Here is a 13,512-nt window from a genome sequence, read left to right on the forward strand (position 1 = left end):
TTCTATTCCCCAACTTCCCGCGGTACCCGTGGCAAAATGCCGGTGACGACATCGTAGCTGATGGTGTTGAGCCAGCTTGCCACTTCGTCGGCGGTAATGACGTCGTCGCCCTGTTGTCCGATGAGCACCACTGGATCACCGCGCCGTACCTCGGCAAGGTCGGTGACGTCAAGCATCGCATAGTCCATGCAGATGCGCCCTACCAGCGGGGTGCGTTGCCCCCGCACGAGCACTTCACGCCACGCCGGGCTACGGCGTAGACCATCGGCATAGCCAACCGGAATGGTCGCGATGCGACTGCTGCGCCTGGTGATGTAGCTGCCCCCATACGAGATCGGCGTGCCCTCTGGGTGGTCGCGGATCTGGGCGATTTCGCTGTGAAAGCTTAAGGCGGGGCGGAGCGCAGTTGGCAGCGGTACCGTTGGCGCCGGGGCCAGGCCGTAACACGCAATGCCAGGACGAATCATGTCAAAGCAGGCCGTTGGGAAGCGCAATGTTGCGGCGCTATTGGCGGCGTGGGCCAGCGGTGGCCGTAGCTCGGCAGTCGCGAGTTCGTCGAGCAAACGACGGAAACGCTCGATCTGCATGGTTGTCTGCGCAAGATCTTCGGCATCGGCACTGGCAAAATGGGTGTAGATCCCGACTACTTCTAGCCCGGGGAGTTGACGTAAGCGGCTGAGAAACGGCCCAACTTCATCGGGGGCCAACCCGAGACGCGCCATGCCGGTGTCTACTTTGATGTGAACCCGGACGCGACGGTCTGATGAGGCTGCCGCACTCAGTGCCTGGGCTGTATCGTCGTCAAAGAGCGTGCAGTCCAGGCCGAGTCCAACGATCGCTTCGGCTTGCCACGGTGGGGTATAGCCAAGCACCAGGATCGGCGCAAGAATGCCCTGTTCGCGCAGGGTGCGCCCCTCACCGAGCGTTGCTACGGCTACGGCACTCGCGCCGGCCCCAAGTGCTGCCCGGGCAACGCGGACGGCCCCGTGTCCATAGCCATCGCCTTTGAGCACGACCATCAATGGCACGCCACGCAACTGTTGTAGCCAGCGAATATTCGTGGCAATCGCATCAAGATCAACCCGGAGCCATGTGGGACGGTCAGGTGCCCCGATCCGCACACTACGCCAGGCCGTTTCTTGCCGCACTAACAGGTGATCGAGCCGGGGTGTGGCCTGGTACCCCGCGATCGGCGTACCTCCCGGCGCATCTGAAGGATGCGCCATCAACACACGGGCCACGAACCGTTCCATGCGTGCCCCGGCTGATCCGCTCACGAGCACAAGATCGCCGGTACGGCTCACGGGCATCGCTCGCAAGGCTGCATCGGTGGTATCAACGATAGTGATCGGCAGATCGTTGCGTACCGTGCGGGCGGCGCGCGCCGCAGTGACGCCCCAGTCACCTTTGAGGATCAAGGCATCACTGCAGTGCGCGGCGAGTTGGCCGATCTCACGGGCAGCAACGGTTGCCTCGTCGGTTCTCAGTTCGGTGAAAGGCCCAAGCACTGCAATGCGGCGCCGCGCTGGCAGGGCAGCCAGCGTTTTCAGCGCTGCCTCCACCGAGGGCGGCGACGCATTGAAGGTATCGTCGAGCAGCACGGCCCCACTGGGCAACCGCAATGGTCGCAGGCGCCCTGCCACTGGCTCGATCGTTGGCAGCGCCGCCACACAAGATGCCAACGGCAAGCCACAGACGAGACCGGTTGCAATGGCGGCAAGCGCTGCATAGACCGCAGGGAGGCCAATAAGGGAGATCGAGGCGCTTTCTATCGCTCCTTGCCAGTGCAACTGGAAACGGGTGCCTTCAAGGCTATAGCTGATCGCATCTGCGCGCACGTCACAGTCGGGGCCAAGCCCATAGCGTAGCAGCTGGGGCGCTATGCCTTGCTCCAACAATCCGTTCTGATCGTCGCCATTCATGATGGCAATGCCATTGGGAGGCAACGCGGCGAGAAGGGTTGCAAATTCGGTGGCTACTTGATCGAGCGTGCCAAAGCGGTGCAGATGGACGGCCCCAACCGAGGTGACAACCGCGATCTGTGGAGGGAAGAGTGCGGCCAGTGCTTTGATTTCGCCAGGGTGATCGCTGCCATATTCGAGCACCGCAAAACGATGCTCATCGTGCAGGCGGGCAAGCGCAACCGGCAAGCCTAGCAATGAATTGAAACTGCGCCGACTCTGAAAGGTTGGCTGGGCAGTGGTGAGCACGGCGGCAATGGCACGACGGGTGGTCGTTTTCCCCACGCTACCAGTGACCCCGATGACCTGTGGTGCGGTGGCAGTGAGGTGCGCTGCGGCCCAGCGTTGCAAAACTGCCTGTGGATCATCGGCGAGCAGCACCGTCACCTCGGTGCTTGCCGGTGCCCACCGACAGAGCACGCCGCTGGCCCCGGCGGCAATCGCCGCAGCGATGAAATCATGCCCATCGGCCCGCGAGGTGCGCAGAGCCACAAAACAGGCTCCAGGGATCATTAAACGCGAGTCGTAGCACCAGTCGGTAAAGGCTGTCGCCCCGGGTGGGCCTGCAAGACGTGCGCCAGCCGCCAGCAGATCGGGAACAAAAATCATGTCACTTCAGATGCCACCCCTGCCATCAACAACCCGAGCCGCTCTGGAGTCGCCTCGGCGTGGGGCAGGATGGCGGCAATGTTCCCCGCGTGAATGACCGCAATACGGTCAGCGAGGGCAAGAATTTCGTCGAGATCCTCTGAGATGAGCAGTATTGCCCCCCCCCGTTGCCGCAATTCGATCAGCAACTGGTGAATGGCTGCGGTTGCGCCAATGTCAACGCCTCGGGTGGGTTGCGCTGCAACCAGCACCGCTGGCTCACGCGAAAGCTCGCGCGCCATAATCACCTTTTGAATATTACCACCAGAAAGACTTTTGAGGGGCGTGTGTGGGCCGGGGGTTTTGATGTTAAAACGCTGGATCAAATCGCGACCGGCCTGATCAACTGCCGATCGGTCGAGCAGCGGGCCACGTGCAAACGGGGCCTCGGTATGGTTGCGCAGAATCAAGTTCTCGGCTACGCTAAATTCCAGCACTGCCCCGTCGCGCATCCGCTCTTCGGGAATATAACTGATGCCTGCATTGGCACGCTCGGCGGGATTGCCCATCAGTTCTTTCCCCGCCAGCTTGATTGTGCCCGCACTCGTAGGGCGTAGCCCGGCAATAACCTCGGCCAGTTCGCGTTGCCCATTGCCCGATACACCAGCCAGTCCGAGAATTTCGCCTGCCCGCACTTGTAGTGTCACGCCGTGCAATGCCGGTGTATTGCGGTCGCTCTGCGCTGATATGCCGTGCAACTCTAATGCAACCGAACCTGCATGCTCAGTAGGGTGACTATTGTCCGCTCGGGCAGCAACCACTTCGCGCCCGACCATCAATCGGGCTAGATCACTCCGGCTTTTGCCTGCGGTGGCAAAGGTGCCGACCAGGCGTCCATCGCGTAAGACACTCACTCGGTCGCTCAGTGCAATGACTTCGCGCAGTTTGTGTGAAATAAAGATCAGCGCCCGTCCCTCGGTGCGCATCTGACGGAGCATCGCAAACAGATCATCAACTTCTTGCGGGGTAATAACCGCCGTTGGCTCGTCTAGCACCAGCAATTCAGCGCCTCGATAGAGCGCTTTGAGGATTTCAACACGTTGCTGTTCACCAACACTCAGTTGCCAGATAGAGGCCTTTGGATCAACCCGTAGCCCATAGAGCTCAGCCAGGCGTTGCACCTCAGCCGAAACGCGGTCAAGGTCAAGGCGTAAACCACGTGATGAGCGCAGACCAAGAGCAATGTTTTCGGCGACTGTCAGCGAGGGCACCAGCATAAAATGCTGGTGAATCATCCCGATACCACGCGCAATCGCATCTTGCGGCGAGCTAATCGTCACTGGCTGATCATTAATCCTCACTTCGCCTGCATCCGGCTGATAGAGCCCATAGAGGATCTTCATCAACGTGCTCTTGCCAGCTCCGTTTTCACCAAGCAGCGCATGGATCTCGCCTCCGTGTACCGACAGATTGACCGTATCATTGGCAATCACGCCGGGGAAACGTTTCGTAATGCCGCGCAACTCAAGTGATGTGATCGTTGAGGTGGTGCGTCTCGGTGGAAAAGCCTGCATAGATCGCTTTCTTACAGATCGAGTCTATAGGCCCGCAGAAATCTTGCGTATGCTGGCGAAAACATCCAGCGAAGCTGGATGTTTTCGCCAGCATACGCAAGGGTTTTTAGCCCCACCCCTTTATGGCAACACCGTTATGGTGCCTGAGCTAATTCCCTGAATTGCCGTATCAACGGCAGCCTGCATCTCGGGTGTCACACCTGGGAATTCGCTGTTGAATACGATCTTCAACCCGCCATTCTCAAGGGTTAGGTCATATGCTGTACCGCCAAGCGTACCTGCCTGAATCTTCGCAATGATATCCTTGAGCACCCCAGTCCAGTCGTAGAGTTGCGTTGCTACAACAATGTCAGGGGCAAGTGAAGCCTGGCTAGATTGCGTCCCGAGCCAAAGTGCACCACGCTCTTTGGCAACCCCGATCGCACCGACGACCTGTTGTGCTGAACCGGTCAACACATCGGCACCGGCGGCAATGTGCGTATTTGCTGCTTCGGCCGCAGCAGCTGTATCGCCGAACGAACCGGTATACGTCTTGTTGACCGTTGCGTCTGGCTTCATCGAGAGCACGCCTTGCTCAAAGCCATCAATATAGGCTTTGGCATCACCCGCCTCAACTGGCCCGACAATGCCGACAATATTTGATGTTGAAAGCATTGCCGCGATCACGCCATTGACATAGCCACCCTCTTCGGCACTGGCATTATACGAAAAGACATTGGTAAAGCCCTCGGCTTCACCGGTATCAGTCGCAGTGCCCCAGGCAAACGAAACCTCGGGGAAATCGCGGGCTACCTCAAACATTGATGTTCCGTACTGCGTACCGTGGGCAATCACCAGTTGGTTGCCTGCCGATGCATAATCGCGGAGTGCCGCTGCCGCATCAGTCACATTGAACATATTCTCGGAAATCGAAATCTGCATCGCCTCTTCGCCGCCCATCTCGGCCTGAATGCTACGCAATGCATCAATCATCGCCTGGCTCCAGGCTAGATCTGTTTCGGCACTCGGCATGACCACTGCAACCTTGAAGGGCTCAGTGGCAACCGGGGCATCTGTGTTTGCAGGGGCAGCAGGGGTTGCTGGCGCACCTCCACAGGCGGTTAAAAGCACTGCCAGGACAAAAGCTACCGCGACTGTCGTTCCATGCTTGAACATACAACTTCCTCCTCATCCGCGCTTATACCGGGCGCGCCGGCGACACTGACGGATCGCGCAGAGACCACGCTACACCATGCCCCGGTTGAAGGGACGGGTCAAGGCTGCCGGCTGTCCCGTGCGCTGTGGGGCGAGGGCCAGGGCGATGATAGTTAAAATATAGGGCAGCATCACCGCTAGGTCAGAAGGAATGCCGATCCCAACGAGTTGAAGCCAGATCTGAAGGGCGCTGACCAGGCTGAAGAGCAGGATGCCGAGCATTACCCCAACTGGACGCCAGCCCCCAAAATAGACGAGTGCCACGGCGATGAAGCCAATGCCGCCGGTCATATTTTCCTGAAAAATATTGACTGCCGAGATCGACAGTGAAGCGCCACCCATCGCGGCCATTGCTCCGCCTACGGTAACTGTGGCATAACGGATAGCGATCACTGGCACTCCGAGGGTGTCGGCTGCCTGGGGATTATCGCCGACCGCCCGAATATTGAGCCCCCAGGTCGTACGATTGAGCAGATAAGCCACCAGCGGTACCAGGGCAAACGCAACATAGACGAGCAGCGAATGCTTGAAGAGCGCCGGTCCCAGCACTGGAATGCTGCTTAGCCCTGGAAGAGCAAGCTCGGCAAAACCACGTACACTCTGTACCGAACCCAGGGTCAATCGAAAGAGCAGACTTGACAGACCCAACCCGAGCAGATACATGCCAATGCCACTGATGCCCTGTTCAGCGCGAAAACTGACACTCACGAGCGCCATCAGCAGTCCGAGCAAGGCCCCCACAAAGATAGCAGCGACAACTCCACCGAGTAGGCTGCCCGTGGTAACAACGACAAAAAAGGCGGCAAAAGCACCCATAAGCATCTGGCCCTCGACGCCCAAGTTCAGTACCCCCGAACGCTGGCTGATTGTCTCACCCAGTGAAGCAAAGAGGTACGGTGTTGCCAGGCGGATGGTTGAATGCAAAATCCCGGTCAGGGTCGTCAGGGTAAAGAGTTGTTCCATAGTTTAGAGATCCGGCGTCAAACGTGCATCAAGTGGCTGCTCGTCCTTCGCATGGGTTTCGCTTGGCCGCGCAGCCTCACTCTGTCGTCGCGCAATACGCTGTTGACTCCAATACGTACTACTTACCACCATCAACACCACTAATCCGTTCAAGGCCGTAATGAGCGCTGCTGGCACCTGCACTGTCCGTTGCATCTGGTCTGCCCCGACAAGTAGCCCGCCAAATAAGAAGGCGGACGGGATCACCCCGAGTGGATGCAGGCGCCCAAAGAGTGCCACAACAATGCCATTGAAGCCGTATCCACCCGAGATGCCCTCGACAATGCGCCGATGCACCCCCATCACCTCAATTGCGCCGGCCAGGCCAGCAAAGCTTCCCCCGAGCACCATGGCAAGCGTAATGACGGTCGCTACTGGTATCCCGGCATAGCGTGCGGCAGCAGGATTGAAGCCGACGGCACGAATTCGATAGCCCAGCGTCGTTCGCCAGAGCAGGATCGTGACCGCGATTGCCAGTGCAAGCGCCAGAAAGAATCCCCAGTGAAAGAGTGTGCGTGGCACGACTCGCTCGATCCAGACTTGAGCGGGTAGTGCCGCTGATTGAGGAATATTGGTTCCTGCTGCAACCTGCGCCGGATCGAGCATCGGCCCGCGCAAGAGAAAATTCATCAACTGAAAGGCAATTGCATTCATCATCACCGTGCTGAGGATCTCATTGACGGCGAGGCGTGCCTTCAGTATCCCTGGCACCAGGCCCCAGAGTCCACCGGCTAGGGCCCCCATTAGGGCGGTGAGCGGCAATAAGAACCAGCCGGGCCATTCGGCAAAACTAAGGGCAAAGGCGGTTGCGCCTAATGCCCCGACAATAATCTGTCCTTCCGCCCCAATATTGATCACTCGTGCCCGAAAGGCAATTGTTACCCCAAGTCCGACCAGAATCAGTGGTGTTGCCTTGGCAAGCGTCTGCGTTAACCCAGATACCGTGCCAAATGCACCGCCAAACATCGCCCCATAGGCGAGAATCGGATCTTTCCCCAACCCAAGCAAGACGAGCGCTCCAAGACAAAGCGCTACGACAACAGCAAGCAGTGGCATACATGCATCAAGCGCTATAGCACGCCAGAGCCGCCAGGTACCTCGACTTGGAGAAGTTAAAGAAAGGCGCATGGATTTGCTTTCGCCGAGAACGGTAGCACATCCTGCATAGTACCGTTTCTTTTTCTCCTGTCTATAGGTGATTTGCCCGAACATGAAGCACCTCAAACTAGCTAGTTTGCCCTACATCTGTCTTGAGCCGGGTTAGCACGGTATAATGAGGACGTTGGCCTCACATCATGAAAGGCATATCACGTATGCGTGTGTTAGTCTATGATACCCATTCCTATGATCGAACCTTTCTGGATGTCGCGAATGCTGGGCGGCATCAGATTGACTATACCTCGGCCCAGCTTGATCTCCAGACGGCGGCTCTGGCCGAGGGCTATGATGCCGTCTGCCTCTTTGTAAGCGACTATGCTCCGGCACCAGTGATGGAACGTCTGGCTGACGCTGGGGTGCGCATGATTGCGCAGCGCTCGACCGGGTTCAACAATCTTGACCTTGAAGCTGCATCCAGGTATGGTTTGACCTGTATGCGCGTTGGGTACTATTCGCCCTATGCGGTCGCTGAGTTTGCTGTTGGTCTGCTGCAGACGCTCAATCGGCGCATTCACCGTGCCTACAACCGTACCCGTGAATTCAATTTCCGTCTGGCGGGTCTGCTTGGGCACGACATTCATGGGCGTACCGTCGGTGTGGTGGGAACGGGCAAGATCGGGGCCATTTTTGCCCGCATTATGCATGGCTTCGGATGCCCTATTTTGGCCTATGATGTCCAGGAAAACCCTGATTGCCTTGCGCTTGGTGCAACCTATGTCTCTCTGGAAGAGTTGCTCAGTCGTGCTGATATTATCAGCCTCCATGTTCCGTTGATGCCCCAGACCTATCACATGATCAATGCCCAGAGTCTGGCTTCGATGAAGCGCGGGGTGATGATTATCAATACGAGCCGGGGAGGCTTGATTGATACCGAGGCGTTGATCGCGTCGATTGAGCATGGTCATATAGCTGCCGTTGGCCTCGATGTCTACGAAGAGGAAGAGGGCAAGTTCTTTCGCGATCTCTCGGATGTGGTCATCGACGATGATGTGCTTGCTCGCCTGATGACCTTCCCCAACGTGTTGTTGACGAGCCACCAGGCCTTCTTTACCCACGAAGCAATGACGACCATTGCCGAGACGACCATTCGCAATCTGACCGACTTCGAAGAAGGGCGCACAAACGAGAATCTGTTGCGCTAAGTGGCGTATCTTTTCACCCTTCCCGTGCGGTATATCAAGTAATTCTAGTCACGGGGTAAGGGTATGATTGCCAAAGTCTATAGCTGTGCGGTCATTGGGCTCGAAGGGGTGCTGGTTGAAGTTGAGGTGGATATTGCCAACGGGATGCCGATGTTTGCGGTCGTTGGTCTGGGCGACGCTTCAGTGCAAGAGAGTCGCGAACGGGTGCGCGCGGCGATTCGCAATTCGGGCCTCAACTTTCCCATGAAACGCCTGACCGTCAACCTTGCACCGGCTGATCTGCGTAAGGCTGGCCCATCCTATGATCTGCCCATTGCGGTCGGTCTGTTGCTCGCCTCAGGGCAGGTGACCGAGAGTTTTGACAAGACGGTCTTTATTGGTGAATTGAGTCTTGATGGCGGCCTACGCCATACCGATGGCATTCTGCCTATGGCGGCCATTGCCCGCGCCGGCGGGATGACGACCGTCTATGTGCCCGCTGAGGATGCCGCCGAAGCGGCGCTCGTCAATGGCCTGACGATTATTCCGGTGCCCTCGCTCAGCGATCTGGCCGCTCACATCAGTGGTGAGCGCCGCCTGTCACCCTATGCGCCACGACCGCCTGCCTCTTCGCTGGCAACGCATTTCCCCGTTGATTTTCAACATATCAAGGGCCAGGAACACGTCAAACGTGCCCTGGAAGTTGCGGCTGCTGGTGGACATAATGCCTTGCTCTGGGGAACTCCCGGTTCGGGCAAAACGATGCTGGCGCGGGCGATGCTCTCGATCTTGCCCCCGATGAGTCTTGAGGAGGCGCTCGAGGTGACCAAGATCTATAGTGTGTGCGGCCAGTTACCCAAAGACACCCCACTGGTGCAGCGACGTCCTTTCTGTGCGCCGCACCATACGACCTCGCTGGCGGGTCTGGTAGGCGGAGGTGCCGGTCGTGCGCGCCCGGGGATGATCAGCATGGCTCACCGTGGCCTGCTCTTCCTGGATGAACTACCCGAATTTGGCCCCAAGCTTGAGGTTTTGCGTCAGCCGCTGGAAGATCGGGTCGTCACCCTGAGCCGTTCAGCGGTGAGTGTCACCTATCCGGCGGCTTTTATGTTGATTGCGGCCATGAATCCCTGTCCCTGTGGCTGGCATGGCGATCCCGAGCGTGAGTGTACCTGTAGCCCGGCGCTGGTGACGCGCTATCAAAAACGGATCTCGGGGCCACTGCTTGATCGGATTGATATTCATGTGGAAGTTCCTCGCATCAACTACGAAAAACTCAGTTCGAATCGTCTTGGTGAACCATCAGAAGCGATTCGTGCCCGTGTCGCCGCTGCGCGGGTACGCCAGCGTTCTCGCTTGGGTCCTGATGGTTCCGGTTTTACCAATGCCGATCTTGGCCCTGGTCAGATGCGAGACGATTGTCGTCTTGATACGGCGGGACATGCCCTGATGAAAGCCGCTGTGCGTCAACTCAACCTTTCGGCACGTGGCTATCACCGGGTACTCAAAGTGGCCCGTACCATCGCTGACCTTGCCGGTGCCGACATGATTGGCCCGGCCCATCTTGCCGAAGCCATCCAGTATCGCCCGCGGCGAAGCGAGTAGACCTGCGGCCCCCAGGAGACTCGCGTGTGCTGGCGTAAAAGGCCAGCATACAAGGGCTAAATGGACTTTCCATCCGGGTCAGGTTTGGTATACAATAGGACGAACGATGGTTCTGCTTGGACTACCCGGAGGTCACCATGAGCACTGAGTTTGAGACACCAGTTGCGTCTTCTCTGATCTATCCAGATAGCGATGGACAACCATTGTCGGATAATACCCTCCAGTTTGAATGGATTATGCGTCTCAAAGGCAATTTTGATGCGCTCTTTGCTGATCGTCCGGATGTTTTTGTGGCCGGGGATTTGCTCTGGTATCCGGTCGAAGGTCGGCCTGATATTCGACGTGCCCCTGATGCGCTCGTTGTCTTTGGGCGGCCCAAGGGCTATCGGGGTTCATATATGCAGTGGCGCGAGGATCAGATTGCCCCGCAGGTTGTCTTTGAAGTGCTTTCGCCCAAGAATACCCTGTCTGAAATGGCGCGTAAGTTGGAATTTTATGATCTGTATGGGGTCGAAGAGTATTATCTCTATGATCCTGAACGCAATCATCTGAGTGGTTGGTTGCGCCAGGGCGAGCGTTTGCACCAGTTGGGAACGGTTGATGGCTGGCTTAGCCCGCGTTTGGGGGTTCGTTTTGCCCTTGATCCTCAAGAGCTTCAGATTATTCGTCCAGATGGTCGTCCGTTTCTGAGTTTTGTTGAGGTGTACCAGCGGGCAGACGAGGCGCAGCAGCGGGCAGACGAGGCGCAGCAGCGGGCAGACGAGGCGCAGCAGCGGGCAGACGAGGCGCAGCAGCGGGCGATGCTCCTGACTGAACGCTTGCGTGCGCTTGGGCTTGATCCTGATGCAGGCTAGCCTGTGTGCCCGAGGCTCTTTTCCGCGACACGCTTTACCGTAATCGGGCGATAGCGGTACAATCAGTTGCTTGCTGTTATCGGTAGCGCATAAAAGTGGTATGCTAGATACATGTTTGATCAATCTCCGCGCGGCATGCCCATCTGGATCTGGGGGGCTTTACTTGGCCTGATGCTGATTGTGATCAGCACCGGCGGTCGTATGATGCCCGGTGACAATGCTGCCCTCCGCCAAATCTTTGCGGCGCAACCCCCTGGAACAGGGGTTGGTGCCGGTGCTGATGGGGTCGACTGGCTCCCTTCTTTTGAACTTGGCTCGCTCCCGACCGAGTTGCAGCAGGGCGCACGGGATCTATTGACGCGCCTTGGCACAGGTTCAAGTGGGCGTCCGGTTGAGCCGATTGCGATTACGCCCCGTCTGCGTGTCGAAGTCAAGGAATTGCGGCCGGTTGCCGATGGCATTGAAGTGCTTGGCTCGATCACCAATCTGAGTTCCGACGATCTGCTTGTGCCGATCAGTGCATTTGAATTGCACGATAGCACGGGTACAACCTATCTCGCCGGAGGTGGGGCAAGTGCCACGCTGCGCTCCGGTGAGAGTACGTCACTTGAGTTGACGGTGCCGCTACCTGAAGGCCGTGGTTTGCTCTTGATCACCAATCTGCCCCCTGATCCGCCAGTCCAACAACGATTGATCGTAGTAGAGTAACGTGTATGCCAGTTTCCCCTGAAACGATTGCTGACCGTGTTGCGCTTGTGCGTGAGCGCATTGAGCGTGCCTCCCGTCACGCCGGACGTGATCCGGCTTCGGTGACGCTTGTGGCGGTGACCAAGACGCATCCACCTGCGTTGATTGAGCAAGTGCTGGCGACGGGCGTTGCTGACCTTGGTGAAAATCGCGTGCAGGAGGCCGCCTCGAAAGTCGAAACATTCCGTCAAAGTGGGCACGATGTGCGCTGGCACTTGATTGGACATTTGCAGCGGAACAAAGCTCGGGTCGCGCTTGGCCTCTTTGATGTTGTCCATTCGGTTGATAGCCTGCGCCTTGCCGAGACCCTGGATCGCCAGGTGCGTGAAGCCGCGCTGTCTGCAGAGCGTGCGCCAGACTCACGCTTACCGATCTTGTTGCAGATCAATGTGAGTGGCGAGGCTAGCAAAGAGGGTTTTGCCTTACCGGGTGGATGCGCCAACAAACCAGGACTGGAGGCCTTGCTGGGTGAGATCGAGCGCATGGTTGCCTTGCCAGGGCTCGAAGTGCGTGGCCTGATGACGATTGCTCCGCTGGTTGAAGATCCAGAACTGGCGCGCCCCACGTTTCGCATGCTCCACGAACTCCGTGACGAACTTGCTCGTCAGGTGCCCACCGTGCACTGGAACGAACTCTCGATGGGGATGACGGATGACTTTGAGGTTGCCATCAGTGAAGGAGCCACGCTGGTGCGGGTCGGGCGGGCCCTGTTTGGCGAGCGTTAACGAAAGGTGCTAACGCACGTGTTCACGCTTGTGTTGACACTGACCAGGTATGCTGGGTTTCAGGAACCGCATACAATCAAGTGAAAAGACAAAGGAAACCAAACATGACCTGGACAATTGATGCTGGCCATTCGCACATTCAGTTTAGCGCTCGCCATATGATGATCGCGAAGGTGCGTGGGCGTTTCCAGACCTTTACGGGCAAGGTTGAGTTTGATGAGCAGAACCCGGCCAATTCGTCGGTGAGCGTCGAGATCGAGGTCGCCAGTATTGATACGCGTGACGAGAAGCGCGATGGGCATTTGACCTCGCCTGACTTTCTTGATGCGGCCAATTATCCCTCCATGACCTTTGTGAGCAAGCGAATTGAGATGGTGGACGGGATGCACGGCAAGATCATTGGTGACTTGACCATGCGTGGTGTTACCCGCGAGGTGACGCTCGAAACCGAATACAATGGTCAGGCGAAGTCGCCCTGGGGGACGACGAGCGCTGGTTTCACGGCAAGCACGAAGATCAACCGCAAAGACTGGGGCCTCAACTGGAACGTCGCGCTTGAGACCGGTGGTGTGCTGGTGGGTGAAGAGATCACGATTGAGATTGAGCTCGAAATGGTCAAGATGGTCCCCGAAGAAGCCGCAGGCGTGGCTGCGTAAGTTTCAATGATACGATAACAACCCAACAGGTTTATAAAGGCAGGTAAGTGGCTGCTCGTGGCATATCCGCGAGCAGCCATTCGTCGCTTTATGAATGATTGAGGGCTACGATATGTAAGACGAAAATAGGAGTGAACATGCTCTGCAAGCGGGGATGTTTTATTCGTACTGGCAGCGTATTACAGCCGAGTGACAGTCGGGTGGCGTTACATAAAAATTCTTACACACGCAAGGTCGGCTGTTGTCACACAACCGTCAGCTTTTTCGTTTAGAATAGAGGGGATTTCTTGAACAATAGTGGGAATTTCCCACAGATGAGGATCAGTC

General features: G+C 57.4%; 11 protein-coding genes. 6 read left to right on the forward strand and 5 right to left on the reverse strand.

Features of this window, described 5'->3' with window-relative positions; all coding sequences use genetic code 11:
* Positions 1-2 precede the first annotated feature (2 nt).
* The 5 genes from alr to EYB53_RS10405 all read right to left on the reverse strand — a co-directional run bounded on the left by alr (position 3) and on the right by EYB53_RS10405 (position 7,375).
* Complete coding sequence (alr, locus tag EYB53_RS10385; RefSeq protein WP_135478118.1) at positions 3-2,570, reverse strand: alanine racemase; 2,568 nt, start codon at positions 2,568-2,570, stop codon at positions 3-5.
* Positions 2,567-4,123: an ABC transporter ATP-binding protein gene (locus EYB53_RS10390; protein ID WP_135478119.1), complete on the reverse strand. Its 1,557-nt coding sequence runs from the start codon at positions 4,121-4,123 to the stop codon at positions 2,567-2,569. The genes alr and EYB53_RS10390 overlap by 4 nt, the downstream gene beginning before the upstream one ends.
* A 120-nt stretch (positions 4,124-4,243) precedes the next feature.
* The gene (locus EYB53_RS10395) at positions 4,244-5,278 is read right to left on the reverse strand and encodes a BMP family lipoprotein (RefSeq protein ID WP_135478120.1); all 1,035 of its coding nucleotides are present in this window, start codon (positions 5,276-5,278) and stop codon (positions 4,244-4,246) included.
* 69 nt (positions 5,279-5,347) lie between these two features.
* On the reverse strand, positions 5,348-6,280 hold the full coding sequence (locus EYB53_RS10400) for an ABC transporter permease (RefSeq protein ID WP_135478121.1): 933 nt from the start codon (positions 6,278-6,280) through the stop codon (positions 5,348-5,350).
* Positions 6,281-6,283: 3 nt separating this feature from the next.
* Positions 6,284-7,375 carry an ABC transporter permease gene (locus EYB53_RS10405; RefSeq protein ID WP_167857337.1) on the reverse strand — a complete coding sequence of 364 codons (1,092 nt, stop codon included), beginning with the start codon at positions 7,373-7,375 and terminating at the stop codon, positions 6,284-6,286.
* Positions 7,376-7,632: 257 nt separating this feature from the next.
* Here EYB53_RS10405 and EYB53_RS10410 point away from each other — a divergent pair, with 257 nt between their 5' ends.
* The 6 genes from EYB53_RS10410 (at position 7,633) to EYB53_RS10435 (ending at position 13,185) form a co-directional block, all read left to right on the forward strand.
* Entirely contained in the window at positions 7,633-8,619 is a 987-nt protein-coding gene (locus EYB53_RS10410) for a 2-hydroxyacid dehydrogenase (RefSeq protein ID WP_135478123.1), read from the forward strand.
* Between the two features lie 63 nt (positions 8,620-8,682).
* The gene (locus EYB53_RS10415; protein ID WP_135478124.1) at positions 8,683-10,203 is read left to right on the forward strand and encodes a YifB family Mg chelatase-like AAA ATPase; all 1,521 of its coding nucleotides are present in this window, start codon (positions 8,683-8,685) and stop codon (positions 10,201-10,203) included.
* Between the two features lie 137 nt (positions 10,204-10,340).
* A complete protein-coding gene (locus EYB53_RS10420; RefSeq protein ID WP_135478125.1) occupies positions 10,341-11,057 on the forward strand; it encodes a Uma2 family endonuclease in 717 nt (238 codons plus the stop codon).
* A gap of 111 nt (positions 11,058-11,168) precedes the next feature.
* Positions 11,169-11,765: a hypothetical protein gene (locus EYB53_RS10425; RefSeq protein ID WP_135478126.1), complete on the forward strand. Its 597-nt coding sequence runs from the start codon at positions 11,169-11,171 to the stop codon at positions 11,763-11,765.
* Between the two features lie 5 nt (positions 11,766-11,770).
* On the forward strand, positions 11,771-12,529 hold the full coding sequence (locus tag EYB53_RS10430; RefSeq protein ID WP_135478127.1) for a YggS family pyridoxal phosphate-dependent enzyme: 759 nt from the start codon (positions 11,771-11,773) through the stop codon (positions 12,527-12,529).
* A 104-nt stretch (positions 12,530-12,633) separates the two neighbouring features.
* Complete coding sequence (locus tag EYB53_RS10435; protein ID WP_097654246.1) at positions 12,634-13,185, forward strand: YceI family protein; 552 nt, start codon at positions 12,634-12,636, stop codon at positions 13,183-13,185.
* Positions 13,186-13,512: the final 327 nt, after the last annotated feature.

The sequence above is a fragment of the Candidatus Chloroploca mongolica genome, assembly GCF_004762035.2.
Taxonomy (GTDB): Bacteria; Chloroflexota; Chloroflexia; order Chloroflexales; family Chloroflexaceae; genus Chloroploca; species Chloroploca mongolica.

Coding starts and splice junctions, on each gene's coding strand:
- alr (WP_135478118.1), bottom strand. CDS start 2,570: ATGATTTTTGTTCCCGATCTGCTGGCGGCTGGCGCACGTCTTGCAGGC.
- EYB53_RS10390 (WP_135478119.1), bottom strand. CDS start 4,123: ATGCAGGCTTTTCCACCGAGACGCACCACCTCAACGATCACATCACTT.
- EYB53_RS10395 (WP_135478120.1), bottom strand. CDS start 5,278: ATGTTCAAGCATGGAACGACAGTCGCGGTAGCTTTTGTCCTGGCAGTG.
- EYB53_RS10400 (WP_135478121.1), bottom strand. CDS start 6,280: ATGGAACAACTCTTTACCCTGACGACCCTGACCGGGATTTTGCATTCA.
- EYB53_RS10405 (WP_167857337.1), bottom strand. CDS start 7,375: ATGCCACTGCTTGCTGTTGTCGTAGCGCTTTGTCTTGGAGCGCTCGTC.
- EYB53_RS10410 (WP_135478123.1), top strand. CDS start 7,633: ATGCGTGTGTTAGTCTATGATACCCATTCCTATGATCGAACCTTTCTG.
- EYB53_RS10415 (WP_135478124.1), top strand. CDS start 8,683: ATGATTGCCAAAGTCTATAGCTGTGCGGTCATTGGGCTCGAAGGGGTG.
- EYB53_RS10420 (WP_135478125.1), top strand. CDS start 10,341: ATGAGCACTGAGTTTGAGACACCAGTTGCGTCTTCTCTGATCTATCCA.
- EYB53_RS10425 (WP_135478126.1), top strand. CDS start 11,169: ATGTTTGATCAATCTCCGCGCGGCATGCCCATCTGGATCTGGGGGGCT.
- EYB53_RS10430 (WP_135478127.1), top strand. CDS start 11,771: ATGCCAGTTTCCCCTGAAACGATTGCTGACCGTGTTGCGCTTGTGCGT.
- EYB53_RS10435 (WP_097654246.1), top strand. CDS start 12,634: ATGACCTGGACAATTGATGCTGGCCATTCGCACATTCAGTTTAGCGCT.